Annotated in this window: 23 protein-coding genes and 1 pseudogene; 14 read left to right on the top strand and 10 right to left on the bottom strand. The window is 71.4% G+C overall.

Annotated elements, in window-relative coordinates; all coding sequences use genetic code 11:
* Window positions 1–19 precede the first annotated feature (19 nt).
* The 7 genes and pseudogenes from OG309_RS37055 to OG309_RS37090 form a co-directional block, all read left to right on the top strand.
* Window positions 20–1594, top strand: a complete 1575-nt coding sequence (locus OG309_RS37055; protein ID WP_329427847.1) for a sugar ABC transporter ATP-binding protein — start codon at window positions 20–22, stop codon at window positions 1592–1594.
* Window positions 1591–2634: an ABC transporter permease gene (locus OG309_RS37060; RefSeq protein ID WP_329427848.1), complete on the top strand. Its 1044-nt coding sequence runs from the start codon at window positions 1591–1593 to the stop codon at window positions 2632–2634. Before OG309_RS37055 ends, OG309_RS37060 begins: the two co-directional genes overlap by 4 nt.
* Before the next feature lie 316 nt (window positions 2635–2950).
* A complete protein-coding gene (locus OG309_RS37065; protein WP_443067620.1) occupies window positions 2951–5092 on the top strand; it encodes an NPCBM/NEW2 domain-containing protein in 2142 nt (713 codons plus the stop codon).
* A 761-nt stretch (window positions 5093–5853) separates the two neighbouring features.
* On the top strand, window positions 5854–6150 hold the full coding sequence (locus OG309_RS37075) for a hypothetical protein (protein ID WP_329427850.1): 297 nt from the start codon (window positions 5854–5856) through the stop codon (window positions 6148–6150).
* Between the two features lie 69 nt (window positions 6151–6219).
* Window positions 6220–6558, top strand: coding sequence for a hypothetical protein (locus OG309_RS37080; protein ID WP_329427851.1), 339 nt, complete (start codon window positions 6220–6222; stop codon window positions 6556–6558).
* A 106-nt stretch (window positions 6559–6664) separates the two neighbouring features.
* Window positions 6665–8137 carry a bifunctional aminoglycoside phosphotransferase/ATP-binding protein gene (locus OG309_RS37085; RefSeq protein WP_329428740.1) on the top strand — a complete coding sequence of 491 codons (1473 nt, stop codon included), beginning with the start codon at window positions 6665–6667 and terminating at the stop codon, window positions 8135–8137.
* A 4-nt stretch (window positions 8138–8141) separates the two neighbouring features.
* Window positions 8142–8623 (top strand): annotated as a pseudogene (locus OG309_RS37090) (RNA-guided endonuclease TnpB family protein); the annotation flags it as partial.
* Window positions 8624–8695: 72 nt separating this feature from the next.
* On the opposite strand, the gene OG309_RS37095 reads toward OG309_RS37090, so the two are convergent.
* Window positions 8696–9031: an ArsR/SmtB family transcription factor gene (locus OG309_RS37095; protein WP_329427852.1), complete on the bottom strand. Its 336-nt coding sequence runs from the start codon at window positions 9029–9031 to the stop codon at window positions 8696–8698.
* Window positions 9032–9209: 178 nt separating this feature from the next.
* Between OG309_RS37095 and OG309_RS37100 the strand changes: the two genes are divergently transcribed.
* Window positions 9210–9428, top strand: coding sequence for a hypothetical protein (locus OG309_RS37100; protein ID WP_329427854.1), 219 nt, complete (start codon window positions 9210–9212; stop codon window positions 9426–9428).
* An 80-nt stretch (window positions 9429–9508) separates the two neighbouring features.
* Here OG309_RS37100 and OG309_RS37105 read toward each other — a convergent pair whose 3' ends face one another.
* The 6 genes from OG309_RS37105 to OG309_RS37130 form a co-directional block, all read right to left on the bottom strand.
* On the bottom strand, window positions 9509–9922 hold the full coding sequence (locus OG309_RS37105) for an anti-sigma factor antagonist (RefSeq protein ID WP_329427855.1): 414 nt from the start codon (window positions 9920–9922) through the stop codon (window positions 9509–9511).
* 16 nt (window positions 9923–9938) lie between these two features.
* Window positions 9939–10355 carry an ATP-binding protein gene (locus OG309_RS37110; protein WP_329427857.1) on the bottom strand — a complete coding sequence of 139 codons (417 nt, stop codon included), beginning with the start codon at window positions 10353–10355 and terminating at the stop codon, window positions 9939–9941.
* Complete coding sequence (locus tag OG309_RS37115; protein WP_329427859.1) at window positions 10352–10765, bottom strand: pyridoxamine 5'-phosphate oxidase family protein; 414 nt, start codon at window positions 10763–10765, stop codon at window positions 10352–10354. Before OG309_RS37115 ends, OG309_RS37110 begins: the two co-directional genes overlap by 4 nt.
* The gene (locus OG309_RS37120) at window positions 10762–12423 is read right to left on the bottom strand and encodes a SulP family inorganic anion transporter (protein WP_329427861.1); all 1662 of its coding nucleotides are present in this window, start codon (window positions 12421–12423) and stop codon (window positions 10762–10764) included. The genes OG309_RS37115 and OG309_RS37120 overlap by 4 nt, the downstream gene beginning before the upstream one ends.
* A gap of 56 nt (window positions 12424–12479) precedes the next feature.
* Window positions 12480–12821: an ArsR/SmtB family transcription factor gene (locus OG309_RS37125; RefSeq protein WP_329427862.1), complete on the bottom strand. Its 342-nt coding sequence runs from the start codon at window positions 12819–12821 to the stop codon at window positions 12480–12482.
* Window positions 12822–12974: 153 nt separating this feature from the next.
* Complete coding sequence (locus OG309_RS37130; protein ID WP_329427863.1) at window positions 12975–13334, bottom strand: zinc ribbon domain-containing protein YjdM; 360 nt, start codon at window positions 13332–13334, stop codon at window positions 12975–12977.
* A 240-nt stretch (window positions 13335–13574) separates the two neighbouring features.
* On the opposite strand from OG309_RS37130, the gene OG309_RS37135 reads away from it, so the two are divergent.
* From OG309_RS37135 to OG309_RS37145, 3 genes are all read left to right on the top strand, one after another.
* Window positions 13575–14444: an IS5 family transposase gene (locus tag OG309_RS37135; RefSeq protein ID WP_329425337.1), complete on the top strand. Its 870-nt coding sequence runs from the start codon at window positions 13575–13577 to the stop codon at window positions 14442–14444.
* 72 nt (window positions 14445–14516) lie between these two features.
* Complete coding sequence (locus OG309_RS37140; protein ID WP_329425335.1) at window positions 14517–14846, top strand: hypothetical protein; 330 nt, start codon at window positions 14517–14519, stop codon at window positions 14844–14846.
* Window positions 14847–14961: 115 nt separating this feature from the next.
* On the top strand, window positions 14962–16695 hold the full coding sequence (locus OG309_RS37145) for a SulP family inorganic anion transporter (RefSeq protein ID WP_329427864.1): 1734 nt from the start codon (window positions 14962–14964) through the stop codon (window positions 16693–16695).
* 273 nt (window positions 16696–16968) lie between these two features.
* Here OG309_RS37145 and OG309_RS37150 read toward each other — a convergent pair whose 3' ends face one another.
* The 3 genes from OG309_RS37150 to OG309_RS37160 all read right to left on the bottom strand — a co-directional run bounded on the left by OG309_RS37150 (window position 16969) and on the right by OG309_RS37160 (window position 21981).
* The gene (locus OG309_RS37150; protein ID WP_329427866.1) at window positions 16969–19905 is read right to left on the bottom strand and encodes an FtsX-like permease family protein; all 2937 of its coding nucleotides are present in this window, start codon (window positions 19903–19905) and stop codon (window positions 16969–16971) included.
* Window positions 19906–19907: 2 nt separating this feature from the next.
* A complete protein-coding gene (locus tag OG309_RS37155) occupies window positions 19908–20654 on the bottom strand; it encodes an ABC transporter ATP-binding protein (protein ID WP_329427868.1) in 747 nt (248 codons plus the stop codon).
* Window positions 20655–20766: 112 nt separating this feature from the next.
* A complete protein-coding gene (locus OG309_RS37160; RefSeq protein WP_329427870.1) occupies window positions 20767–21981 on the bottom strand; it encodes an MFS transporter in 1215 nt (404 codons plus the stop codon).
* Between the two features lie 236 nt (window positions 21982–22217).
* Between OG309_RS37160 and OG309_RS37165 the strand changes: the two genes are divergently transcribed.
* The 3 genes from OG309_RS37165 (at window position 22218) to fdhF (ending at window position 26913) form a co-directional block, all read left to right on the top strand.
* Window positions 22218–22475: an SHOCT domain-containing protein gene (locus OG309_RS37165; protein WP_329428741.1), complete on the top strand. Its 258-nt coding sequence runs from the start codon at window positions 22218–22220 to the stop codon at window positions 22473–22475.
* Window positions 22476–22564: 89 nt separating this feature from the next.
* Entirely contained in the window at window positions 22565–24223 is a 1659-nt protein-coding gene (locus tag OG309_RS37170) for an NADH-ubiquinone oxidoreductase-F iron-sulfur binding region domain-containing protein (RefSeq protein ID WP_329427872.1), read from the top strand.
* Window positions 24220–26913 carry a formate dehydrogenase subunit alpha gene (gene fdhF / locus OG309_RS37175; RefSeq protein ID WP_329427874.1) on the top strand — a complete coding sequence of 898 codons (2694 nt, stop codon included), beginning with the start codon at window positions 24220–24222 and terminating at the stop codon, window positions 26911–26913. Before OG309_RS37170 ends, fdhF begins: the two co-directional genes overlap by 4 nt.
* Window positions 26914–26917: the final 4 nt, after the last annotated feature.

The raw sequence follows: 26917 nt of genomic DNA on the forward strand, positions 1-26917 counted from the left end.
CGCGCATCAGTGAGGCTCCATGACCACCGTCGCAGCCACCGGCCTGTCCGCCGAGAACGTCTCCAAGCGCTTCGGCGCCGTCCACGCACTCCACGGCGTCACCCTGCACTTCCCGCCCGGGCAGGTCACCGCCCTGATGGGCGAGAACGGTGCCGGCAAGTCCACCCTGCTGCGCATCCTGACCGGCGACCACCGGCCGACCGACGGGCGGGTGCTGCTGGACGGGACGCAGCTCACCCTCGCCTCGCCGATCGACGCCCGCCGGGCCGGGATACGGATCATCCCGCAGGAGCCGGAGATCATCCCGCACGTCTCGGTCGCCGAGAACGTGTACGTCGGCTCGCTGCCCCGCCACGCCGGGCGCCGACTCGACCGGGCAGAGCTGCGCCGCCGGATCACCGCCGACCTGGCGCGGCTCGGCTTCGCCAAGATCCTCGACCCCGACCTGCCCGGCTTCCGGCTGACCGCCGCCCAGAGCCAGTTGGTGGAGATCTTACGAGCCCTCACCGGCGGCACCCCGCCCCGCGCGATCGCCTTCGACGAGCCGACCTCCTCGCTCTCCGAGCACGAGACCGAGGCACTGTTCACCCTGATCGGGCGTCTGCGCGACCAGGGCATCGCCGTCGTCTACGTGTCGCACCGGATGAAGGAGATCTTCCGCCTCGCCGACCGCATCGCCGTCCTGCGCGACGGCCGGGTCGCGGGCGTCGTCGACGCCTCCGCCACCACCGAGGCGGAGGTCGTCCGCCTGATGGTCGGCCGTGACCTGGCCGGCCTGTTCGCCCGGCAGGAGGTCGCCACCGACCGCGTGGTGCTCGACGTCCGGGGCCTCACCACCGAGGACGTCCGCGACGTGAACCTTCAGGTCCGGGCCGGGGAGGTGGTCGCCCTGGCCGGACTGATCGGCGCCGGCCGCTCCGAACTCGCCCTCGCCCTCGCAGGGGACACGCCGATCCGTTCCGGCACCGTCACCCTCGACGGCAGACGGCTGGACCTGCGCAGCCCGCGCGACGCCATCGCCGCGGGAATCGGTCTGGCCCCGGAGGAGCGCAAGGCCCAGGCCCTGTTCCTGCACCGCACCATCCGCGAGAACACCGCGCTGGTCAGCCACCGCCGGCTGCGTCGCCTTCGCTTCGTCAGGAAGTCCCAGGAGCGCGCCCTCGCCCAGGAGTTCGCCGACCGTCTGCGGGTTCGCGCGCCGTCCGTCGAGACCGAGCTTCGCGCACTGTCCGGCGGCAACCAGCAGAAGGTCGTCCTGGCTCGTTGGCTGGCCCGGAGGCCCAACCTGCTGATCCTCGACGAGCCCACCCGTGGCGTGGACATCGGTGCCAAGGCGGAGATCTACCGGATCATCGCCGACCTGGCCCGCGAGGGTATCGCCGTCTTGGTGGTCTCCTCCGAACTGCCCGAGGTGCTCGGCCTCGCCGATCGCGTCCTGGTGCTGCAGAACGGACGCATCACCGGCGAACTCGGCCGGTCCGAGGCCTCCGAGGAGGCGATCCTCGCCCTCGCCATGGCCGACGACCTCACGGCCCTCGCCCCCGGCAGCGCTGACACCGACCCCCCGACCACCGCGACCGGAGCCGCCCGATGAGCGCCACCACCGCCCCGAGCACCCAGCACCCGCCGAACGGGACCGGACGCGGCCCGCTCCCGCGCGCCCCGCGCGCACTCCTCGCCTCGATCGGCGGGCAGAACGTCGGCCTCCTCGGCGCCCTCGCCGTCGTGGTAGCCCTGTTCGGGTGGCTCGACCCCCACTTCCTCGGCTGGGACAACATCCGTGTGATCGGCGAGGCGGCCACCATCGCAGGACTGCTCGCCGTGGTGCAGACCGTTGTCATCATCTGCGGCGGCCTCGACATCTCCGTCGGCTCCCAGACCGGCCTCGCCTCCGTGGTCAGCGCGATGGTCTTCACCGCCACCGGCTCCAGCGCCCCGCTCGGCATCGGCGCCGCCCTGCTCGCCGGCGCCGCCGTCGGCCTGTTCAACGGCACAGTGATCATCCACGGCCGGGTCAACCCCACCATCGCCACCCTGGCCGGCCTCGCCGCGTACAAGGGTCTCGCCCAACTCGTGTCCGACGGCCGGGCACAGGGCTACGTCCTCGACGACTCCGTGTTCGTCTTCCTCAGCCGGGGCAGAATCGCCGGGCTGCCGACCATGGTCTGGATCCTGGCGCTGGTCGCGGCCGCGGTGCACGTCCTGCTCACGTACACCGACATCGGCCGCAACATCTACGCGCTCGGCGGCAACGACACCGCTGCCCGACTGGCAGGCATCAACCTCAACAAGTACCTGATCTCGGTGTACGCGCTGACCGGCATGGTCGCAGCCCTCGCCGGTGTGCTGCTCACCGCGCGCACCGGCTCCGGGCAGCCGGTCTCCGGAAGCGAGGGCCTGGAACTCCAGTCGATCACCGCGGCCGCGCTCGGCGGCTGCGCCCTCAAGGGCGGCAAGGGCACCGTCGGAGGCACCCTGCTCGCGGTCGCCCTGCTCGGCGCCCTCCAGAACGGGCTCACCGTCCAGGGCATCAACAGCTTCTGGCAGAACGTCGCCCAAGGGCTCCTCCTGGTGGCCGCCGTCGTCATCCAGCAGCGCCGCAACCGCGACCGCGCCGTAGGCCTGCCCACGTAGATCCATGCCTGCCGTTCCCCCACCCATGGGAGCCTCTGTGCATCTCTTCAGCCCCACGGCCCGGTTGTCCGCCCGCCGAACCGCCGTCAGGGCGGGCGGCACCCACAGCCCCGGACGCCCACCCCCCAACCGGCGACGGCTACTACACCGTGGCCGGCGCGGCCAGCGGCAAGGCCCGGGACCTGGCCCTACCAGACCACCTGGCCGCCCGGCACCCATGACGCCCCAGTGGTCCAGCAACCCGGCTCCGACACCACCGCCCAGCAGTGGCCGCCGGTCCGGGTCGACTGACCAACCCCCAGACAGGAGAATCGACTTGGCTCTGTCCACACGCGGGATCCGGCATGCCCTCACCGCGACGACCACCTCGCTGGCCATGCTGTTCGGCGGCGGAGCCCTCGCCGTCACGGCCGCCACCGGCCTCCAACTGAGCGCCGCCCCCTCGGCGGCGGCCGCCGACAACACCCTGGCCCGCACGCCCGCCATGGGCTTCAACAACTGGAACTCCACCCACTGCCGTGCCGAGTTCAACGAGTCCATGGTCATGGGCATCGCGGACATCTTCGTCTCCCAGGGCCTCAAGGACGCCGGCTACCAGTACGTCAACCTCGACGACTGCTGGGCCCTGCCGAACCGCGACGCCTCCGGCAACCTGGTGCCGGACCCGGTCCGCTTCCCGAACGGCATCAAGGCGCTGGCCGACTACGTGCACGGCAAGGGCCTGAAGTTCGGCATCTACTCCAGCGCCGGCACCAAGACCTGCGACACCCTCGGCTTTCCCGGCGGTCTCGGCCACGAGCAGCAGGACGCCAACCTGTGGGCGTCCTGGGGCGTCGACTACCTCAAGTACGACAACTGCAACAACCAGGGTGTCGACGCCCGGCAGCGCTACCGGGCGATGGGCGACGCGCTGAAGGCCACCGGCCGCCCCATCCTCTACAGCATCTGCGAGTGGGGCCAGAACGAGCCGTGGACCTGGGCACAGGACCTCGGCAACTCCTGGCGCACCACAGGGGACATCACCGACTCCTGGTCCAGCATGGTCGGCATCGCGCACGCCAACCAGCCGCTCGCCCCGTACGCCGGTCCGGGCGCCTGGAACGACCCGGACATGCTGGAAGTCGGCAACGGCGGCATGACCGACACCGAGTACCGCACCCACTTCAGCCTCTGGGCCCAGATGTCCGCGCCCCTGCTGATCGGCAGCGACCTACGGAGCGCGAGCGCGCAGACGCTGGCCATCCTGAAGAACACCGACGTGATCGCGGTCGACCAGGATCCGCTGGGAGTGCAGGGAACCGTGCTCTCCAGCAGCGGTGGCCTGGTCGTCATGAGCAAGCCGCTGGCCGACGGCAGCCGGGCGATCACCCTGACCAACGAGACCAGCCAGCCCCGGACCGTCACCACCACCGCGGAGGCCGCCGGGATCGGCGGTGCGCCCTCGTACTCGCTCAAGGACCTGTGGTCCAAGCAGACCACCACGTCGACCGGCTCGGTCAGCGCCTCGGTGCCGTCGCACGGGACCGTGATGTACCGGGTGACCCCGAGCGCGCCGATCGCGCTGCCCGCCGGCCTGCACCAGCTCGGCGACCTGGCGTGGACCTCGGCGACCAACGGCTGGGGCCCGGTGGAGCGCAACAGGAGCAACGGCGAGAGGGGTTCCGGCGACGGGCGCGCCCTCACCGTCGGCGGAACCGCGTACGCCAAGGGCCTGGGCACCCACGCGGCCTCCGAGGTCCGCTACCACCTGGGCGGGACGTGCAAGAACCTCACCGTCGACGTCGGAGTCGACGACGAGTCCGGCAACAACGGCTCGGTGGTCTTCCGGGTGTACCGCGACCAGAGCCTGGCCGCTGACAGCGGGGTGCTCCGGGGCAGCGATCCGGCGAAACGCCTCAGCGTCGACCTCACCGCCGCGAACGACCTGCGGCTGGTGGTCACCGACGCCGGCGACGGCAAGGACTACGACCACGCCGACTGGGCGGGTGCGCGCCTCGCCTGCGGCGACGGGCCGGCCGCCGGCAGCCACGCCCTCGGCGACCTGACCTGGACCAGTGCGGTCAACGGCTGGGGCCCGGTGGAGCGCGACCGCAGCAACGGCGAGCAGGCCGCCGGTGACGGCCGTACCCTGACCATCGGCGGTACGCAGTACGCCAAGGGCCTGGGCACCCACGCCGCCTCCACCGTCACGTACTACCTGGGCGGTTCGTGCACCCGCCTGAGCACCGACGTGGGCGTCGACGACGAGGTCGGCAGCCGTGGCTCGGTGGTCTTCCGGGTGTTCGCGGACGGAACGAAGGTGGCCGAGAGCCCCGCTCTGGGCGGCAGCGCAGCCGCCGCCCACCTCGACGCCCCGCTTACCGGCGCCTACGAGCTCACCCTCCAGGTCGCCGACGCCGGCGACGGCAACGGCTACGACCACGCCGACTGGGCCGCCCCCCTCCTCACCTGCGCCTGATCGCGACGCCCCGGCCGCGGGATGTGCTTCGGCTCTCCGCGGTCGGGGCGTTGCGGGCGGTCGGTCGCGGCCGGACCGTGCAGCCACACGATCACGAGGAGGTCGTGCCATGAGGGTTGCGGAGGGCATGCACCAGGAGGGCCTCCGGACCCAGGCTGACCAGCGGTTTCATGCGGCGAGTGACGGCGTACGTGCCGTGATCAATCGTTGTTCGAATGCGGCTGGTGTGAGGTGGCCGAGGGCGGAGTTCCCATGCCCCCGCGCCCCGTGGCCGCATCCTCCCACCGCGACCGGCCGAGACCGCGATCCTCGTCCGTACGCACCCCTGGACGGCTGCCGTCATCCTCAGTATGGCCGCGTGCCCCCAGTTCGGCGTGCTCGGGCGATCAGCCGCGCCTGTCCGTGACGGCTCTCCAACGATGACGGGGGTGCCGTCCCGCGCCCCGTGGCGCATGGCGTCCTGGGGGTGCAGGGCGAGACAGCCGTTCGTGTCGAGCAGGAGGTTGCCGCCGCGCCGGGTCATGCTGCCGGAGTTGCAGGGGGCCCAGCGGCATCCGATGACGAGCGGGAGCGGGTAGCCGGCGTCCTCCGCAGGAACTTCTGGAGGAGGTAGTTCTCCGCGTCGGTGGCCCGGGCGGAGGAGATCTCGGCGACCGCGTCGGGACCGCCGCCCTCGTCGCCCTGGTCCTGCCGGACCGCTCGGCAGTGCGGCCGGCGCGCCGGCACACGCGGTCGCGGCGCCCGCCCCCTGCGGCACCAAGGTGTCCGACTACACCGGCACCGCCCTCGCCGACACCCCGTTCAAGGGCGAGATCACCATCACTGAGCCCGCCTTCAACGACCGCGCTAGCACCCTCACCCCGACCAGCCCGAACTCCACCCTCCCCAACATCGAGATCACCATCTCGGAGACGGAGACCACCTCGGCAACCGGCGACCTCACCCGGAATCGGGCAGCGCCCAGGACCAGGACCACCCCGCTTCCGAGCCGGGTCTCCACGCCGCCCGCATGCGCGGCACGACGATGTGCGGTACTCCTCGGAGGTGAGAGCCGGTGAGCTTCGGCCGTTAGCCGCCGACGTCCACCGTCCGTCCATCCGGAGTCGCACGAGACGGAGACAGTCGCCATGGGGCCAGTCGGCACGATCGGACTCGACGGCTCACCCGAAATCATGGCCGCCGCTCGCTGGGCGGCCGACGAGACCGAGCGCCGCACGCTCACACTGCGCCTGATGCGCTCCTGGCCTGTGCTCGTCCCCGAACCGGCCCACATCCCCTCGGGGATCGATCGGAACCACGGGGCGAAACGCCTCGCGCACCAAGCTCAGACGGAACTCCAGGAGCTCCATGCAGGCCTCGTGATCGTCAGCAGCCCGGCTGCCGACGACGCCGAGCATGCCCTGCAGAAGCCGGCCTCGGAGTTCGAGCCGACAGTGCTCGGATCACTCGGCCGTCCCCATGGCTGAATCGAACCGCCTCGGGGAGGCGATCACGTCAGCGCGTCAGGACGACGCGTCCGTGCTACGGACCGCCGCCTCCGGCACCGGCGCCGACTCGCTTCCGCGGGCGGCGGTGTACGAGACCCACACCGCGGTGGTGTTCTTCGTCGGCGAGCGGGCCTACAAGCTCAAGAAGCCGGTGGACCTGACGTTCCTGGACTACACCACCGTCGAGGCGCGGCGGGTGGCGTGCGAGCGGGAGGTCGCTCTCAACCGTCGCTTCGCCCCCGACGTCTACCTGGGCGTGGGCGAGTTGAGCGTCCCGCACTCGGCATCACCCGAACCTCTCGTGGTGATGCGACGCATGCCGGCGGAGCGCCGCCTGGCCCGGCTCGTACGGGAGGGCGCGGCTGTCGACGATGACCTGCGGGCCGTCGCCCGACTGCTCGCCACCCACCACGCCAAGGCGGTCCGCACGCCGGACGTGGACGCGCAGGGCACGAGGGACGCACTGTCCTCCCGCTGGGAGGCGAGCTTCGCACAGGTCCGTGCACTCGACGCGGATGGCCACGCGCCCGAGGGCGTGGAGGAGATCGAGGGGCTGGTCCGCCGCTACCTCGCCGGCCGCGAGTCGTTGTTCGACATGCGCATCGAGCAGGGCCGGATCGTCGACGGACACGGCGACCTACTTGCCGAGGACATCTTCTGCCTCGACGACGGCCCCCGGGTGCTGGACTGCCTGGAGTTCGACGACCACCTCCGCTACGTCGACGCCCTCGACGACGCCGCCTTCCTCGCCATGGACCTCGAACAGCTCGACGCACCCGAGGCTGCGGCATTCTTCCTCGCCCGCTACAGCGAGTACTCCGGCGACCCCTCGCCCCCCTCACTGCGCCACCACTACGTCGCCTACCGCGCCTTCGTCCGCGCAAAGGTGGCCCTGATCCAGGAACGCCAAGGTGCGCCCGGCGCCGCCCCCGCCGCACGGCACCTCATCACGACGACTCTGCGTCACCTACGCGCCTCCGTCATCGGCCTCACGCTCGTGGGAGGACTCCCCGGCAGCGGCAAATCCACGCTCTCCGGCGCGCTGGCCGACCGCTTGGGCGTCACCTTGCTCAGCAGCGACCGTCTCCGCAAGGAGCTCGCGGGCATCCCTCCCGACCGGCCCGCTCCCGCCCCCTATGGCGAGGGCCTCTACACACCCGAATGGAGCGGCCACACCTACGAGACGCTGCTCGAGCGCGCGTCCGCCCTGCTCGCCCGCGGCGAATCCGTCGTTCTGGATGCCTCCTGGTCGGACGGGAGGCAGCGCGAAGCCGCTCGGCTCGTGGCCGAGCGAACGAGCGCCGACCTCGTGGCCCTGCACTGCCAGGTCCCGTACGACATGATCGCGGCCCGCCTCGACACCCGGACCGCCGGACCGTCCGACGCCGACCTCGGCGTAGCCACCGCCATGGCCGCTCAGGAGCCGCCCTGGGCAGAGGCCGTCGCGATCGACACGAGCGGTCCCCTGGAGGCCGCTGTCACCCAAGCGCTGTCGGCGGTACGCCCGTACGGCTCCAGCCCCTTGGTCTTCCGGCGGCCCTACATGGCGGCGGACTAGGGTGATCACAGTCCTTGGCGTCGGGCACGTCAAGGTCCATCAGCACCGCCCGGTGGCCGGCAAGGTCAAGACCGTCGGCGTCAAGCGCGAGGGCCGCAAGTGGTTCGTCGTCCTGACCGCCGAGCGGGCACAGACTGAGCCGCTGCCCGCCACGGGGTCCGTGATCGGCATCGACATGGGCACAGCCAACTTCCTCACCGACTCCAACGGTGAGCATGTCCCCAACCCCCGCCACGCCCGCTGCGAGCACGACGTCATCGCGCACGAAGCCCTCAAGATCCGCAACATGCGCAAGGCCCCGCCCCCGAACCCGACCCCGAACAGCCGGTCAGCTTCCTGCCCGACGGGGCCGCCGCCAAGGAGAACCGGCCCACACAGGAAGAGTTCCACTGCCTCTCGTGCGGCCACCAGGCACACGCCGACCACCTGGGAGCACTCAACGTTCTACGGGCCGGGCTGGTCCGTCGCAACGCCGACCAGGCATAGCGAGAAGCCCCCTCCTTCAAGAGGGGGAGGAGTCACGTGCGGCAGGGGTGAGCGTCGGTCTCGTAGTCGGCGTCAGTCGGGCGCCGTGGCGCGCAGGTCGGCCAGCAGCTCGGCCTGGCCCGTGAGTACGCCGGAGAGGATCGAGCGTGCCACCGCGAGCAGTTCGGCCACCTGAGGGTCGGTCAGCGAGTAGAAGACGCCCGAGCCTTCGCGGCGCGCTACGACCAGGTTCGAGCGGCGCAGCACCGCGAGCTGTTGGGAGAGGTGCGCGGCCTCGACCCCGATCTCGGTCAGCATCTCGGACACGCCGTGTTCCCGCACGCTGAGCAGCTCCAGGACGCGGATGCGCACGGGATGTCCGAGCGTTTTGAAGAACTCCGCCTTCAGTTGATAGAGCGGCGCGCTCACCGTGCGCACCGCCCGCGCGCGGGGGAGGCCGCTGGGGCGCCGTGGGGCCGCCGCCGTGCCTGCTCCGTAGATCGCTTCCACCCAGAACTCTTCGCCATGGGGACCATCCTCGCGCCTTCCCGTCGGCCTGACGGCCTCGCGAATTGCTAAGATTGGCAATTGCGAAGGAAGCGGCACGGTGGTCCTCGACCTGTCGCAACTCCTGGGCTGGAGTGTGGAAGGGGAGAGGGCGGTGCTCAGTACGGCCGCCAGGCTGAAGAAGGCCGAGCGTTCGCTCGCCGTCTGCGGTGTCGGCCACCTGGACACCGCGGACGTGTGGACGACCCGCAGGGAGGACACGGGCGTGTACGGGGACGTCGAGACGGCGCTGCGCGCCGTGGCCCGGCCACCGGGCTGACGACGGGTGAAACCCGGGCCCCACTCCTTGCCGCACGGACGAGGAGTGGGGCCCAGGGGTCCAGGTTTGGTGACGGACGGTCACCTCTGATGCGGAGCGGGAACGTTCTGTGTGCCGGGCCACTCGTCGCTGCACCACTCCCGCTGTCCCCGGCCTGCACTGTGGTGGGCGGTGAGCGCCGTCTCCAGGTCGCAGTGGACCGGGATGTCGGGGTGGTCGCCGGTGGGTACCAGGGAACCGTCGGCAGGGATCGCGGCGAGTTCCAGGCCGCGCCCTTCGGCCTCCAGGCGCCGGGCGGCGTCCGCGACCGCCAGCTGCCCGCCGGCCGACCAGCCGCGCAGTGCGGTGAGATCGAGGATGACCGGACCGGTCCCGCGGGCGAGGACCCATCCCACGGCACCGTCGAACCGCCCGATCGCGTCCGCACCCAGGAAGCCGGCGAGGGCGAGCACGCCCAGGCCGGGGTGGGTGGTGTAGCGCCATTCGATGGTCATGTCGTTGCCTTCGTCTTCACAGGGGGAGGGTGATCCACACGGCTTTGCCACCGCCGTCGGCGTCCCGGCGCACGACGCAGGTGCCGCCGGACTCCACCATGACCTCGGCGATGGTGGCCAGCCCGCCCGTCCCGCCGGCGGCGAACACACCGGGGTGGTACGGGTGGCGGTCGTGCACGGCGAAGGCGAGCGTGTACTCGCCGGCTGCGAACGTCACGGTGAGGCTGGGGGAGGAGACGGCCGCGTGCCGGACGCTGTTGGTGACCAGCTCGCTCAGGATCAGCAGGGCCGGCGCCACGGTCGGGTGTGAGGCGGTGATGCCCCACTCGTCGAACGTCATCTCGGCCGTCTCGCGCACCAGCCGCACCGACGCCGGCACGGTCGGCGCCGTCAGTACATGCCGCAACGGAAGCACCTCCACGCCCGTACTCACCTCGTCTCCGGGGTGCCCAGGCGGTAGCCGGCCACGGTCTGTGGGGTGATGCGCAGCAAGGTGTCGTGCGGCCCGTACGCCCAGCCGGGAAGGGTGCGCAGGTAGTGGGCGGCCTCGACCGGGTCGCTGACCGGTTCGGCCGGGCCGGTCACGGTCACGCTCCAGCCCGTGCCCGCGGGCAGCCGGACCTCGTCCGCCTGGTAGGTGAGAAGGGGACGGCCGGCGGCCGCCTCCGCCTGCACAGGGGTGCGGACGATCAGCCGTCCGTACTCGAGGACGTGCACGGCCGGGCGGACGACCGCCTGTCCCCGCTGGATGTGGACGAGGCGTCCGTGGGCGGCGCCTTCGAGCAGCCACAGGGCTTCGGCTCCGGAGACCTCGATCATGCGACGAGTGGTCGGAATCGTCATCGAGGGGCCTCCTCGGTGGCGGTGGGAGCGTGCTGCCGGGGCGCGGCGGACAGTATCCCGACGCCTTTCAGATGGGCCCGGGCCCCGGCGATCGCCTCGGGCGTCGTCGCGAACTCGCGCCCCTTGAGGCGCAGTGCGTCCAGCGCCCCGACGGAGGCGAGGGCCTGCCTCTGGCCAGGGCGTATCCCGGACGTCATCACCACGATCCCGCGCCGGTTCAGCTTCTCGACGGCGTCCTTGAGCACGAGCGCTCCGGTGGCGTCGATGGTGGTGATGCGGGACATGCGCAGAATCACGACCCGGACGTCCGCCACCTCGGTCAGTTCGAGCAGGAAGCGGTGGGCGGCGGCGAAGAAGAGCGGTCCGTCGATCCGGTACGCCACGATGTGCTCGGCGAGCAGCGCGTGCTCCTCCTCGCTGTGCTCGCCGGGCAGGTCGGCACGGAAGTCGACCTCGGCCAGGCGGGCCTGCTTGGCCACGGCCCGCAGGGCGAGAGCGCCGGCCACGACGAATCCGATGATCACCGCGTACACGAGGTCGAGTGCGAGGGTGGCGACGGCGGTCAGCACCAGGACGACGGCGTCGGAACGGGTGGCCTTCGCCATCGCGCGCAGCGAGCCGACCTCGACCATGCGGACCGCGGTGGCGAGCAGGACACCGGCGAGTGCCGCGAGCGGGATCTTCGACACCAAAGGGGCGGCCGCGAAGACGATGATCGCGAGGACGGCGGCGTGCGTGAGGGCGGCGAGCCGGGATGAGGCCCCCGTCCGGACGTTCACCGCGGTGCGGGCGATGGCACCGGTCGCGGGGACGCCCCCGAACAGCGGCGCGGCCAGGTTCGCGAGCCCCTGACCGAACAGCTCCCGGTCCGGGTCGTGCTTCTGCCCCACCGTCATCGCGTCGGCGACCTGCGCGGACAGCAGCGATTCCAAAGCGGCGAGCGCCGCAACGGCCACGGCCGGGGCGAGCAGGGTGCCCAGCGCGGACAGGTCGACGAAGCCGAGCGAAGGGGCGGGCAGTCCGGCGGGCAGGTCGCCGATCGGCGCCGCCGCGTCCAGGTGGAAGACCTGCGCGACGGCCGTGGCGGCGATCACCGCGACGATGGAGAACGGGATGGTGGGCCGCCACCGGGCGCCGCCGAGCATGACGGCGGCGACGCCCAGCGCGAGCCCGAGGGCCGTCCAATTCGGGGCCTGGACGAACGCCTCGACGGCGCGCCACGTCACCTCCAGGACCCGGTCGCCCTCGGGTTTGGGGACCCCGAGGGCACTGGGAACCTGCTGGAGTCCGATGACGAGCGCGATCCCCAGGGTGAAGCCCTCCACCACCGAGGCGGGGAGGTATGCCATGTACCTGCCGGCCCGGGCGAGGGCCAGCCCGATCACGATCACACCGGCGATCAGCCCGACCGTGAGGACACCACCGGGGCCGTACTGCGCCACGATCGGAACGAGGACCACGGTCATCGCCCCGGTCGGCCCGGACACCTGGAGGTTCGAACCACCGAACACGGCGGCGAGCGCCCCGGCCACCACGGCGGTCGCGAGCCCGGCCTCGGCCCCAAGGCCGGAGGAGACGCCGAATCCGAGCGCGAGCGGCAGCGCCACGATCGCGACCGTCAGCCCCGCCAGCAGATCACGCCGAGGATTGCGGGTCATGGCGGCGAAGTCGGCACGCACGGGCAACAAGGAGCGCACCCGGCTCACAACCCTGTTCACTGCGCCGCGACCTCGGCCTCGCGCAACTCTTCCAGCAGTTCGTTCTGCCCCGCCAGCATCTCGGTGAGGATGCGCCGCGCCGCCTGCATGAGATCGGCGACGTCGCCCCCCGCGAGCCGGTAGACCACCGTGGAGCCCTCGCGTGTCGAGGTCACGATCCCCGACCGCCGGAGCACTGCCAGCTGCTGGGAAAGCGCGGGCGGCTCGACCTCGATCGCTGCGAGCAGGTCCCGCACCGCCTGAGGCCCGTCCTGGAGGAGCTCGAGGACACGGATGCGCACCGGGTGCCCCAGCATCCGGAAGAACTCGGCCTTGGCCTGGTACAGCGGAACCGACACGGTCGCGCACTCTCCTCATCGCCCCGTGTGAGCGTGGGGCGTCGATGGGTGCTGCGTCCGCGACTACCTGCGGACACAGCCAATCCATCATGTATCGAATTGCCGAATTATGCAATTCATGGATACGTCTGCACGGGGCGCCTTCGGCGCTGGTCAGGCCTTCTTGACCACGCTGGACTTGAGCTGCATGGGTCCGAAGCCATCAACCTTGCAGTCGATGTCGTGCCCGTCGACGCCGTCCACGAGCCGGATGTTGCGGACCTTGGTGCCGGCCTTGATGCCGGACGGGCTGCCCTTGACCTTCAGCGTCTTGACGACGGTGACGGTGTCGCCGTCGGCGAGGACATTACCCACCGAGTCCTTGATCACCTTTTCGCCGGGCGTGGCGGGCTCACTGGTGGCGTCGGACGTGGCCGGCCACTCATGGCCGCATTCGGGACAGACAAGCAGCGCGCCCATCTCGTACGTATAGGCGCTGGAACACTCGGGGCAATGCGGAAGGCTCTCGTTCATGCGCCGATCTTAGGCCGGACCGAGCGGCGACTCCCACGTGCTCCCGGCCTGTGGGCGCACCGGACCCAAGGGCCGGGTGGTGATCCCACGGCCCGCCGACCGTCGCCCGCGAACGCCTCCACCGCGGCGCCTTCTCAGGGAAGAGCGCTGGTCCGGGGCGTCTGCTGGATCCGCCCTGAGGGCTAGGCCGTGTTTTAGAAGTGGGCTTCGCCGTTCGCCCTGCGCCGTGATGATCGCGGTGTGGGGCGAGGGGATCTTTCTGACGAGCAGTGGGCCGTGCTCGAGCCGATGCTGCCGGTCGCGATGCGGGGCAGGCCGGCGGTGGGGCGGAGGAGGCTGATCGATGGGATCCGGTGGCGGGTTCGTACCGGTGCTCCGTGGCGGGATCTGCCGTCGGAGTACGGGCCGTGGCAAACGGTCTACGGACTCTTCCGCCGCTGGCAACGTGATGGCACCTGGCCCGAATTGCTGACCGGACTGCAGGCCCGGGCGGACGCGGGCGGGCTGATCACGTGGGAGGTCAACGTCGACTCCACGATCTGCCGGGCCCATCAGCACGCTGCAGGCGCCCGCCGCGACGGACAGGCCCAGAAGGAACCGCCGGGCGGCACCCGCAGCGAACCCGACGACCACGGCCTGGGCCGGTCCCGGGGAGGCTTCACCACCAAGATCCACCTGGCCTGCGAGCAAGGCCAGCGGCCGCTGTCTCTACTGGTCACCGCAGGTCAGAGTGGTGACAGTCCTCAGTTCGCCGCCGTCCTGGAAGGCATCCGGGTCCCCCGCACCGGACCGGGCCGTCCCCGTGTCCGTCCCCTGCGAGTGCGGGGCGACAAGGCGTATTCGTCCCAGGCCAACCGGGCCTACCTGCGAAAGCGGGGAATCCGGTGCACGATCCCCGAGCCTGCCGACCAGGTGGCCAACCGCAAGCGGCGGGGGAAGGCCGGCGGGCGGCCTCCGGCGTTCGACCGCGAGGACTACAAGGCCCGGCACGCGGTCGAGTGCGGGATCAACCGGCTCAAGCGCAACCGTGCGGTCGCCACCAGGTTCGACAAACTCGCCGTCCGCTTCGAAGCCACCGTCCTGATCGCCGCGATCGGCGAATGGTTATGACCGGTCTGAGCTGTCGGTTCCTCATGCAATGCTGACCGCGACCAGGATCGACAGGGTGAGGGAGAGACAGCGATGGGGGCTCAGTACTACGGCGCCGACAGCGAGAACGGCGACCGCATCGACGACCCCTCCGAGGACGCGCTGTTCATGATGATCAGCGACCTCAACAACTCCGACAACACCTTCGTCGTCGTCCAGCCCGACGAGGACGACCCCGTCTGGTTCGCCTCCGTGGCCGTCCTCGATGAAGGCGGTTACGAGATCGTCCGCCGTGACACCTCCCGCGACGAGCACGAGGTCACCACGGCGACCAGCATCAGCAACATCGCCCGCGACCTCACCATCTGGATGGCCGCCCGCGACTTCCCCGGACGGCCAACCAAGCAGGTCAGCGAGTTCTAAAACACGACCTAGGCCCCGTGGCTCGCCCCAGGGGGCGGCGGCGTGGTGGGACCTTCGGTCCGCATGACTGTGACAGGGTCCGTGAGATCTTGAAGCGGCGGAGGAGAGGAGCCTCATGTCGCAGCACGCCCGACCGAGCGATTCGGGGTGGCGCCGTTTGGTACCTGGCACGCCTGGAATCGCTGTCCTCGCCCACTACGAGCGCTCCTGGCTGCGCGGCGACCTGCTGGCGGGCGTGACCGTCGTGGCGTATCTCGTGCCGCAGGTCATGGCGTACGCGACCGTGGCGGGGCTGCCGCCCGTCGCCGGGCTGTGGGCGATTCTGCCCGCACTGGCGTCGTACGCGCTGCTCGGCTCGTCACGGCTGTTGTCGGTCGGGCCGGAGTCCACGACCGCGCTGATGACCGCTACCGTTGTCGCACCGCTCGCAGCCGGGGATCCAGGGCGATACGCCGTACTGGCGGCCGCGCTGGCCGTCGCGGTCGGGCTGCTGTGCGTGGCGGCGTGGGCGGCCAGGTTCGGCTTCGTCGCCGATCTCCTCTCGCGGCCGGTCCTGGTCGGCTATCTCGCGGGCGTGGCGCTGATCATGATCGTGGATCAGCTGCCGAAGATGACTGGCGTGAGCACCACTGGGTCAGGCTTCTTTCCGCAGCTGGTGTCCTTCGCGCAGAACCTGTCCGAGGCCCAGCCGGCCACCCTCGTCGTCGCAGTCACCGCCCTCGTCCTCCTCTTCACCCTTCCGCTCTTCCTGCACGCGGTGCCTGGGCCGCTTGTGGTGGTCGGGCTCGGAACCGTGGCGGTGGCGGCGTTCGGTATGGAAGAGCATGGCGTCGCCGTGATCGGAGACGTGCCGGCCGGGCTGCCCCACCCGGCTCTGCCGGCCTTCGACGAGCTGTCGCGGTTGATGGTTCCGGCGCTCGGCCTCCTCCTCGTGGGCTACACGGATGTCATCCTCACCGCGCGCGCCTTCGCCACCGGCGACGAGGTCGGGCGCCTGGACGCCAACCAGGAGTTGCTGGCCCTGGGCGCCGCGAACCTCGGCGCGGGCGTCCTGAGCGGGTTCCCGGTGAGCAGCAGTGCCAGCCGCACTGCGCTGGCGCACTCCACGGGCGCGCGAAGTCAGGTGTACGCGCTGACCGCCGGTGCGGCCGTTCTCGCCGTACTGCTGTTCCTCGGACCGCTGCTGAGCCTCACTCCGGTTGCCGTGTTGGGCGCCCTCGTCGTCTACGCCGCCGTCAAGATGATCGACCTGGCGGGCTTCCGGCGGCTGGCCTCCTTCCGCCGCAGGGAACTCCTGCTGGCCGTCGCCTGCCTGTGCGGCGTGCTGTCCCTGGACATTCTCTACGGGGTGCTGGTGGCGGTCGGCCTGTCGGTGGCCGAGCTGCTGACGCGGGTCGCGCGCCCGCATGATGCCGTCCAGGGGTTGGTTCCCGGCGTGGCCGGCATGCACGACGTCGACGACTATCCGGAAGCCCGTACGATTCCTGGGCTGCTCGTCTACCGGTACGACTCGCCGCTGTTCTTCGCCAACGCGGAGGACTTCCGGCGCCGTGCACTCGCCGCCGTCGCGGAACAGTCCGGGCCCGTCCACTGGTTCGTGCTCAATGCCGAGGCCAATGTGGAGGTGGACATCACCGCGCTGGACTCCGTCGATGAGCTGCGTGGGGAACTGGGCGGTCGCGGAATCGTGTTCGCGATGGCACGTGTGAAACAGGACCTGCGCGACGATCTCGACGCCTATGGGCTGACCGAGTCGGTCGGTGCCGATCTGATCTTCCCGACACTGCCCACGGCGGTGGCCGCGTACCGGGACTGGCAGCGCGCCCGCGAAGGCGGTTCTCCTGAGTAGGAGTCACCGCCGTTCAGCCCGGCTACCGCCAGGCGCAGCGAGGCATGTGGGGCGATGCCGCTTCTGCGAGGAGGTCCGGCGCCCCGTCGGGCAGTTCGGGCGCCGAGAGGTGGTCGGCAGGCGCGTTCCGGTCGGACCCGAGGTCGGCTCCGCAGCGCCGTCGGAGGGACGTGACCCGGTCCAGCGTGGTGCGGCAGCCTCGCGGACGTGGCCGACCACCCTGCCGGCTGCCGGTCGTCAGCGCTCGCCGACCCGGTCCGCGAGGGGTGCGCTTCATTCGGTGACGCGGACCGCGAGCGCCGGGCGGATGGCGGCCGCGCGGCGCGCCGGTCCGATCGTAGCCAGGAGGGACGCGGCGAAGGTGGCTGCGGCCAGGACGCAGATGCTGGTCCATTCGACCGGGAAGCCTCCTTCGAGGCCCTCGAACGCGGCGCTGTTGGCGTACATCAGCCAGGTGGTGAGCACGCCCAGGAGGGAGCCGAGCACGATTCCTTCCACGGCGATGAAGGAGCTCTCCCAGAGGAAGGACCGCTGGACCGTCCGTGCCCGGAAGCCGAGGGCCCGCAGGATGCCTATGGTGCGACGGCGTTCGCGTACGGCTCGGACCATGACGACGCCGAGGCCGGTGATGCCCACGCCGAGGCCCAGGGCGAGGAAGCCCTGCATGAGGCGGAAGAAGGCGGTGCTGGAGTCGAACTGTTGGCGGATGTCAGACTCGATGGGTGTGGCGACCAGGCTGGACGAGAGCTGCTCGCCCTGCAGTCGGGTCGCCAGGGCGTCGGGGGAGGTTCCGGTGCTGGTTCTCACCAGTGCGGAGGCGTTCTGTGCCTGGGCGCCGAAGAGCTCGCGCGTCGCCTGCTCGCCCAGCACCACGGGGTAGGTGGTCGAACTGGCGCCGGTGCCCGGGTAGAAGACCAGCCCGTTGCTGAGCACGCCCGCGATGACCTTCTCCTCGCTGCGGCCCGTGCGGGGGTCTGTCAGGGTGAGGGTGTCCCCGGGGTCGTAGTAGTCGCCGGCAGGGCCGCCGGTGCTGCCGAAATAGCCGTCGAGTACGACGTAGCGAGGGTCGGAGGCGAGGGCCTGCCATACGGCGGCGTCGTTGGCCAGTCCGGGCAGTCGCTCCCGGAACGTGATGCCGGTGATCGCTCCGTCGGGAACGCCGACGACGGCGGTGTCCAGCGGTCGAGAGCTGCGGTGTCCCGGGTCGGTGGCCCGTCCTGCAGCGTTGACCAGCGGTGTGACCGTCGCGATCTCGGGGGCGGAGGGGCCGCCGCGCAGGTCGACGAGCAGTCGGTCGCCTGCGACCTGCGGGTTGTAGTCCAGTCGCAGGGAGTATCCGGCGGTGGCGTCGGCGACGACCCCGTCGACGCCGGCGCGGAGGATCCCCGAGATCTCCGTCAGGAGTACCAGGACGAACACGATCAGCGTGTACATCACCAGCGTCGCGCCGGTCCTGAAGCGCTTGGCCAGCGGGTACGCGACGGCGAGCCGCGCCGCCAGGCCGCCTTCCGTCGGGCGTTCGAGGAATCGTCGTACGGGACGCAGCAGCGTCCTCTGGTTGTCGCTGACGAGGACCACTGCGGAGAAGGCGGAGAGTGCGCCTTGGATGACGTAGACGGACATCGAGGGCGTGTCGAAGATCCTGGGGCGGACGACGGGTGCCAGGAGCGTCCACGCGAGGACGGCTCCTGCGACCGAAGTGGTCACGGTGTGACGGGGAAGAACCAGCAGGAGCGCCGGAGTGGCGAAGGCGAGCGCGAGCGCCGGCATGAGGTACGTCGCGTCGGGCTGGCTGCGCGCCACGGCGGGGACGGCCACGAGCGCGCACAGGAATGCCAGGGTGCTGGAGACCGCGAGCAGCCGGCGGCGCGGTCCCTGTCCGGGCGTGGCGGGGAGGTCGCGGATCGCGGCGATGATGTTGAACCTGCTGATGCGTACGCTGGTGGCCAGGATGGCGGCGAAGGCGATGAGCAGGCCCATGGCCAGACCGTTCAGGACGCTCGTGGGAGTGACGGCGAACGCGATGCGGATGCTGCTTCCGCCGACCGACCAGCCCTGGAAGATCTGCGCGGCCACCACGGCGACGCCCCAGCCGACGGCGACCCCGATGGCCACGCCTGGCAGCGCGGACAGCAACGCGTACGTCGCCCCTTCGAGCGTGAACGAACCGACCAGCCGCGAGCGCTTCATCCCCACGGCCCGCACCATGCCCATCTGGGACTTCCGCTCCTCGCCGAGCATCACGAAGATGTTCACCAGGAGCAGCGCGCCCGCGATGATGCTGAAACTGCCGATCATGAGGAACAGTGCGCCGAGGGAGTCCCCGGCCTGCTTCGCGTCGCGCAGGACCGTCTGCTTCGGTGTCTCGATCTCCGTCTGCCCGGCGAGCGGGCCCAGAGCCTGCCGGATGTCGGCTGTCACCTGGTCAGTCAGGGCTTCGCCGCTTTCGACGCCGCCTCGGTTGGAGACGAAGGTGACCGAGCGCGGTTCCGCACCGGCGGCCCGGGCGGCGGAGTCCAGGGTCCCCGGTGCCAGGAACACGTCGCGGTTCATCCGGCCGCCCAGGCCCACACCGGCCAGGCCCTCTTCCGGCACCACACGCTCGACCCGGTACGTACCCGGAACTCCGAACAGGTACAGCGTGACCGGATCCCCGGCCCCCACGTTCAGGGAACGGGCCAGCGGCTCGTTGACCACGACCTGTCCTGGCTCCGGATTCGGTCCGCCGAGACCGGAATCCCCACCTGGCGCGCCGAAGCGCGCCGCCTTGTCGAAGTCCATCTGCCAGGCCAGGACGCGTGGCTCGGCGACCGTGCGGTCGCCGGCACCGCTGACCGCCGATGCCTGGGTGGCCAGGGCGTTCAGCACTCCGTCGATGTCGGGATCGTCTGCCAGAGGGGCCATCCGTTCCACCACGGCACGCCCGGTCGGGCCGGGGGGTGCGACGACCCGCTCGTCCACGGGCCCCAGGGTCCGGTACGCCTCCTGCCGTACGGAGAAGTTCAGGGTGTCGCCGACGACGAGGGCCCCGATGACGATGGCAGTTCCGAGCATCGATCCGCCGATCACCAGCGCCGCCTCGGTGCGCCGGCGAGCGACCTGCCGGAAGGCCAGCCGCCGTGACACCGGCTGCCGGAGGGCGACCAGCACCAGGGCGGCGAGGGCGAGCGCCAAGGCGGCGAGCAGCGGGATGAGGAGATTCGGGTACATGGTCAGCCCAGAGGGGCGTCGGGGATCGGGGCTCGGGCCGTGACGGTCTGGCGGACGTCGTCGACCAGCTGCCCGTCATGCATGCGGATCAGCCGGGGCGCGCGGGCGCCGATGGCGCTGTCGTGGGTGACCAGGACGATCGTCTGGCCCTCGTCCTGGTTGAGCTCGCACAGCAGGTCCATGACCTGGTCGGCCATTGCACTGTCGAGGTTGCCCGTCGGTTCGTCCGCCCACACGATGGCCGGACGTCCGGCCAGGGCGCGGGCGATGGTCACCCGCTGCTGTTCACCCCCGGACATCTCGCTCGGCCGGTGCTCGACGCGGTGGCCGAGACCCACCCGGTCGAGCATGTCCAGCGCCCTGCGACGCGCTTCACGCGTCCGGGTGCCCACGAGCAGGAGGGGCAGTTCGACGTTCTCCACGGCGGAGAAGACGGGGATGAGGTTGAACGCCTGGAAGACGAACCCCATGGTGTGCGCCCGGTGCTCCGTGCGCGCCGCGTCCGACATCGCGAACAGGTCGTGACCGTCGACCTCCACCCGGCCGGCGTCGATGTCGTCGAGCCCGGACAGACAGTTCAGGAGCGTGGTCTTCCCGGAGCCTGACGGTCCCATGACCGCCACCATCTCCCCGTGGCGCACGATGAGGTCCAGGTCGAGCAGGGCCGTGACCTCCACGGAGCCCGTCCGGTAGATCTTCCGGACCCCGGTGGCGACGAGGAGTCCCTGGTCGGCGTTCATGTCTTCCATACCAACCTCCGGAGGGAACCGGCGGCTACGGCCACCCAGGCCCCGGAAACGGGCCGAACGGCCCAATCGCCGGTCATCGGAAGGCCGGGACGAGCGGTTCCCGCCGCCGCGGTCAGGCGTCCGCGGTCGCCCGGGCGCTTCGCCGGACAGCGGTGGCGGCCAGGGTTCCCGCGCCGGTCGCGGTGACGGCGAGGAGGACGAACCCCCACGTGTAGTCGTGTGCGATGCTGTCGACCGCTCCCATCACGAGGGGCGGGAAGAAGCCGCCGAGACCGCCCGCCGCCCCGACCACTCCCGTCACCGAGCCGACCCGCTCGGCCGGAACCAGACGTGCCACGAGCGCGAAGACCGCCCCGGACCCGGCGCCCAGGCCGGCGGCCATGCCGAAGAAGGCCGCCGTTCCCACGGGGACCAGTTCCGCCTCGAACGCCGCGATCAGGGCGGACACCGCAACGAGCCCGTACGAGACCGTCAGTACAGGTACGGGGTGGATACGGTCCGACAGCCAGCCCCCCACCGGCCGCATCGCCACGGCGAGGACGACGAATCCCGCGGTCCGCAGTGCCGCGTCGGAGCGCCCGAGCTCGTACGCCCTGGTGAGATAGGTCGGAAGGTAGACGCTGAACGCGACGAACCCTCCGAAGGAAACGGCGTACAGGAACGCCAGCTGCCAGGTGGCCGGTGTACGCATGGCCAGTGCTGTGCGCGATAACAGCGACCCCGACGCCGTCGCGCGCCCTGGCCTGTCGCGGATCAGGAACCAGGCCACCCCGGCGTACACGGCGAGGAAGGCGGCCACGAGATCGAAGGGGAAGGCACGTCCGACGGCGTCGGTGAGCTGGACGGTGGTGAACGCCGACAGGGCCGTTCCAGCGGTGCCGATGCCGAAGATCCCGAGGGCGAAGCCTCGGCGTGCGGGTGGGTACCAGGCGTTGACGAACGGCACTCCGACGGCGAAGGCCGTTCCCCCGATCCCGAGGAGGAAGCCGCCCGCGAGCACCTCGGCGAACGAGTCGGCCAGGTGACCCAGGTACAGCACGGGGAGGATCGTCAGGGCCGCGACGAGGGGAAAGACCCGGCGCGCACCCCAGCGGTCCGTCAGCGCTCCCGCCGGGATCCGGCCCAGCGCGCCGACCACCACGGGCACGGCGACCACCAGTGACTGCGCGAAGGAACTGAGGCCTAGGTCGTCCCGCAGCCGCGGGCCGAGCGGGCCCAGCAGCGCCCATGCCCAGAAACAGAGGGCGAACCCGACGGTGGCGAGGAACAGCATCTGCCACGGTCGCGGTGCGTCCACGACGGGCGGGATCCCCGAGTTCCGGACCATGGTGGCCTCCCGGCGGTGATCCGCGTCGGCGGGCGCGGGCTTGCTGTTCCCACCCTCCGGCCTTCGGGATCCCGGCTCCAGGGGCCGCTTGTTCCCTTCCGTGCCCGTCCGGCCCCCCGCCAGGGACCGGACGGCCCTGTGCCGGGCCTCCTGGGGCGGCACACGGTGGTGGCGGACGGACCGGATGCAGGGGCGTCCGGTTCCTGCCGGCCCGGCCGTCGGGAGTGTGAGTGGCGATGATGTTCTGGTACGGCGACGGCATGAACGGATGGGGCTGGTTCGCCATGACAGCCGGGATGGTGCTGTTCTGGGGCCTTCTCATCACCGTCGCGGTGATGCTCTTCCGTACCCTGGGCCGTCCCGCGGAACGGCCGTCTGGGTCTCGGCCTGCCACGTCGGCCGAGCAGATCCTGGGCGAGCGACTGGCGCGCGGTGAGATCGACGAGGACGAGTACCGCCGGCGCCTGACCGCCCTGCGCAGCGCGGAACCGTGAACCCCGCGACCGGTCGGGATGCGAGTGGGGACGTGGCCGGTCACGCTGGGATCATGGCGGGTCGGATACCCGGGGAGCCGGGCGGACGCATGGACGCGCTCCGTGAGCTGACCGCACGGCACGGAGGGCGCGGGGGGCTGCTGTCGGCCGGGCTTGAGCGCGCCAGGTCGGGTACCGCCGAAGGGCCCGAGGAATGGGCACCCCAAGCTGCGGAGGCAGCCCTACTCCCGGCCGCCGCAGGACTCGGCCCCGCCACCTTCTTCGCCGATCTCGCCGCCCCACGCGGAGAGCGGCACGTGCGGGTGTGCACCGCCACGGCGTGCTTCGCCGCGCGGGGCGGACGGCACCTGGCGGAGGTCGAATGGGCACTCGGAGTGGTGGCGGGCACGGTCGACGAGGGCGGTTCCACCTCGCTGCAGACTGTGCACTGCGTCGGCTTCTGCTACGCAGGCCCCGCCGCCCTCGACGGCACCCTGCCCCGCACCGGCCCGGACCTGGCCGACCAACTCGCCGGGCGGACGGATCCGCGGGCGCCGGGCATCCCCGCGGCCGACACCACCGGGGCGCCCGTCCTGCTCGCCGGGATCGTGGGAGGGCACTCCGCATGGGACGTGTGGCGCGAGGCGGTGGCCGGGCTGCGGCCCGAGGACGTACGGGAGGAGACCGCCCTCGCCGGACTGCGCGGGCGAGGCGGCGCCGGATTTCCGGTGGCCGACAAGTGGGCCGCAGTCGCGGGGAAGCCCGACACGGTCGTCGTCGCCAACGGGGACGAGGGTGACCCCGGCTCGTACGCCGACCGGCTGCTCATGGAGGAGGACCCCGAGCGCGTCCTCACGGGACTCGCCCTGGCCTGCTTTGCCTGCGGCGCCCGGCGCGGGACGGTCCTGGTCCGCTCCGAGTACCCGAAAGCCACGGCCCGGCTCCGGCACGAGGTGGAGCGCGCGATGGAGGCGGGGGACTTGGCCCCCTCGGTCGAGACAGCCGGCCCACGGCCGTTCGTCGAGATCGTCGAAGGAGCAGGCTCCTACGTCTCCGGCGAGGAGACCGCCCTCATCGCCCGCCTCGAAGGCGCTCGGGGTTGTGCCAGGCCGAGGCCCCCGTACCCCACGGACCACGGCCTGTGGGACGCGCCGACGGTGGTCAACAATGTGGAGACCCTGGCGGCCGCGCCCTGGATCGTCGCCCACGGCGGAGCGTCCTACGTCCGACGCGGCGTAACGGACGAGACCGGCACCAAACTCGTGTGCCTGTCGGAGCGCTTCGCCCGACCCGGTGCCTACGAGGTCGAACTCGGCACTCCTGTGGACGAGATCGTCACCCGGTTCGGCGGTGGCCTCAAGGATGGCCGCGAGCTCGTCGCCCTCCAGATCGGCGGGCCCCTGGGCGGCTTCCTCGCCGGGACCGCTCTCGACGTCCCGCTCACCACGGCAGCGCTCGCCGAGCACGGTGCCGCCCTCGGTCACGCCGGCATGGTCGCCTTCGATGCCGACACCGATCCCTACGAAATCTTGCGGCACGTATGGGAGTTCGCCGCCGACGAGAGCTGTGGAGCCTGCTCGCCCTGTCGGGTCGGCACCCGGCGAGGGCTCGCACTCGCGCAGGGCCTGCGCGGGCCGGGGGAGTCATACGAACCACTGGCACGGCTGATGGGCGAGGCCAGTCTCTGCGCGTTCGGCCGCCGCGTTCCCGCCGCCGTCCGCAGCCTGGCCCGCGCCTACGGGCCGGCCCTGGAAGGATGGGACCGATGACCCGGCTCCAGGTCGACGGCGTGCCGGTCGAACTGCCGGCCGGGTCCTCACTGCTCGACGCGGTACGTGCCACCGGGACCGAACTGCCCACGCTCTGCCACGACGACCGACTCCGGCCGGCAGGTTCCTGCCGGACCTGCCTGGTCCGCGCCGACGGGCGGACCGTCGCCGCATGCGTCACCCCCGCGACGTCAGGCCTCACCGTCGACACCGCCGACGAGGGCGTGCGCAACCTGCGCCGGGACGCGGTCGCCCTGATCGCCTCGGCACTCCCACCGCGCTCGCTCGCCGACAGCGCGCACAGTGAACTGGCCGACGCGTGCCGTACCTTGGGGATTCCCGCGGAAGCGGCGGCCGGTGACACCATGCGCGGGCGGGACGAGAGCCATCCGTACGTCCACCTCGACCGGGACCTGTGCATCGCCTGCGGGCGCTGCGTACGGATGTGCTCCGACGTCCAGGGAACCTTCGCGCTCACTCTCACCGGACGTGGTGCCGACACCGTCGTCGCCCCGGGCACTGGTGGTCCCTGGGCCGGCTCCGACTGCGTGTCCTGCGGCGGCTGTGTCGACACCTGCCCGACGGGGGCGATCGCCCACCCCGGACCCGGTGAGGGCCTCACCTCGCGACAGGCCTCCGCCGACCGCGTGCGCACCACCTGCGGCTACTGCGGAGTCGGCTGCACCCTCGACGTCGTCGTCCGTGAGGACCGTGTTGCCGCCGTGCTGCCCGCCCGGGACGGACCGGTCAACCGGGGGCACGCCTGCGTCAAAGGCCGCTTCGCGTACGGATACCTCAGCTCCGCCGAGCGTCTCACCGAGCCCCTGGTCCGGGAGAACGGCGAACTGCGACCGGCGACCTGGGACGAGGCGGTGACCCGGATCGCCGACGGGCTGCGCGCGGCCGTCCTCGACGGCGGTCCCGACGCGGTCGCCGCGATCTCCTCCGCCCGTGCCACCAACGAGGAGAACTACCTCGTCCAGAAGTTCCTGCGGACCGTCATCGGCACCAACAACGTCGACAACTGCTCCCGCCTCTGCCACGCTCCATCAGCCGCGGGACTCACCGCCTCCTTCGGACGCGCAGGAGGTACCGACCCCTTCGACGACGTCGAGACCGCCGACTGCCTCCTGGTCGTCGGCGCCAACCCCGTCGAAGCCCACCCCGTCGTCGGCGCCCGTCTCCTCCAACGGGCACTCGCAGGGGCCTCCCTGATCGTGGCCGACCCCCGTGCCGTGGGCCTCGCGCACCATTCCGACGTGCACCTGCGTCCGCGCCCCGGTACGAACGTCGCCCTCTTCCACGGCCTCGCCCACGTCCTCGTCGACGAAGGAATGACCGATTCGGGCTTCCTCCGCGATCGCGCCACCGGACTGGATGAACTCTCCGACCTGCTGGCCGGCTACCCGCCCGAGCGGGTAGCCGAGATCACCGGCGTCCCGGCCGACGACATCAGGAAGGCCGCCCGGCTCTACGGTCGCGCGGAGCGGCCCGCCGTCGTGTACGGGCTCGGCGTCACCGAGCACCTGCACGGCACCGACGGCGTACGCACCCTGGCGAACCTCCCCATCCTGCGCGGCGCCGTCGGCGGCACCGGCCGCGGCTTCGGCATCAGCCCCCTGCGCGGCCAGAACAACGTCCAGGGCGCCTCCGACATGGGCGCCCTGCCCGACCTGCTCCCCGGCTACGGCCGTGTCACCGACCCCGAGGCCCGCGCCCGTGCCGAAATGGTGTGGGGCCGACCAGTCCCCGATCGGCCGGGTATGCGCATCCCCGAGATGTTCGCGGCGGCTCGCGAGGGCCGGCTGCGGGCGCTGTGGATCATCGGCGAGGACGTGTGCGCGACCGATCCCGACAGCCGACGGGTCGCGGAGGCCCTCGACGCCTGCCCTCTCGTCGTCGTCAACGAGCTCTTCCTCGGTGCGACCGCCCACCACGCCGATGTCGTCCTGCCCGTGGCCTCCTGGCTGGAGAAGGACGGGACCTTCGTCAACTTCGACCGCCGCTTCCAGCGCGTACGACCAGCGGTGGCTCCGCCCGGAACGGCGCGCTCCGACTTCGACGTCGTGCACGCCGTCGCCGGTGCCCTCGGTGCCGACCTGGACTGCCCGACCCCCGCAGCGGCTCTCGCCGAGTGCGGACGTGTGACACCTCTCTTCGCGGGTCTCTCGTACGAGCGGCTCGACCGGGAGGGGGCGGTGCCCTGGCCCTGCCCCACGCCGGACCGGCCAGGCGAAGCCACTCTGTACGCGGAGGAGTTCGCCACCCGCGACGGGCGCGCACATCTGTCGGCGGCCCCCTATCTACCGCCCGGAGAAGAACCGGACCAGGACTATCCGCTGGTCCTCGTCACCGGGCGCCGATGGGCCCACTACAACTCCGGGAGCATGACCCGGCGCGGCGGCAACCTCCTTCTCGACGCGTCCGACCGCCTGGACCTGCACCCGGAGGACGCCGCCCGGTTCGGCGTGCGGGACGGCACCCCGGTCACCGTCGAGAGCCGACACGGACAGGCGCGACTGGTCGCCCGCGTCGGGACGGACCTCGCTCCCGGGCAGGTCTTCTGCGCGTTCCACTTCCCGGCCAGCGGCGTCAACTCCCTCACCTCGGAGCACGCCGACACCGTGACCTCGTGTCCGGAGTACAAGGTCACGGCGGTACGGCTGAGTCCGACGGCGCCCGAGAACTGACCGG

Origin of the sequence: Streptomyces sp. NBC_01268, assembly GCF_036240795.1 — a bacterium.
Taxonomy (GTDB): domain Bacteria; phylum Actinomycetota; class Actinomycetes; order Streptomycetales; family Streptomycetaceae; genus Streptomyces.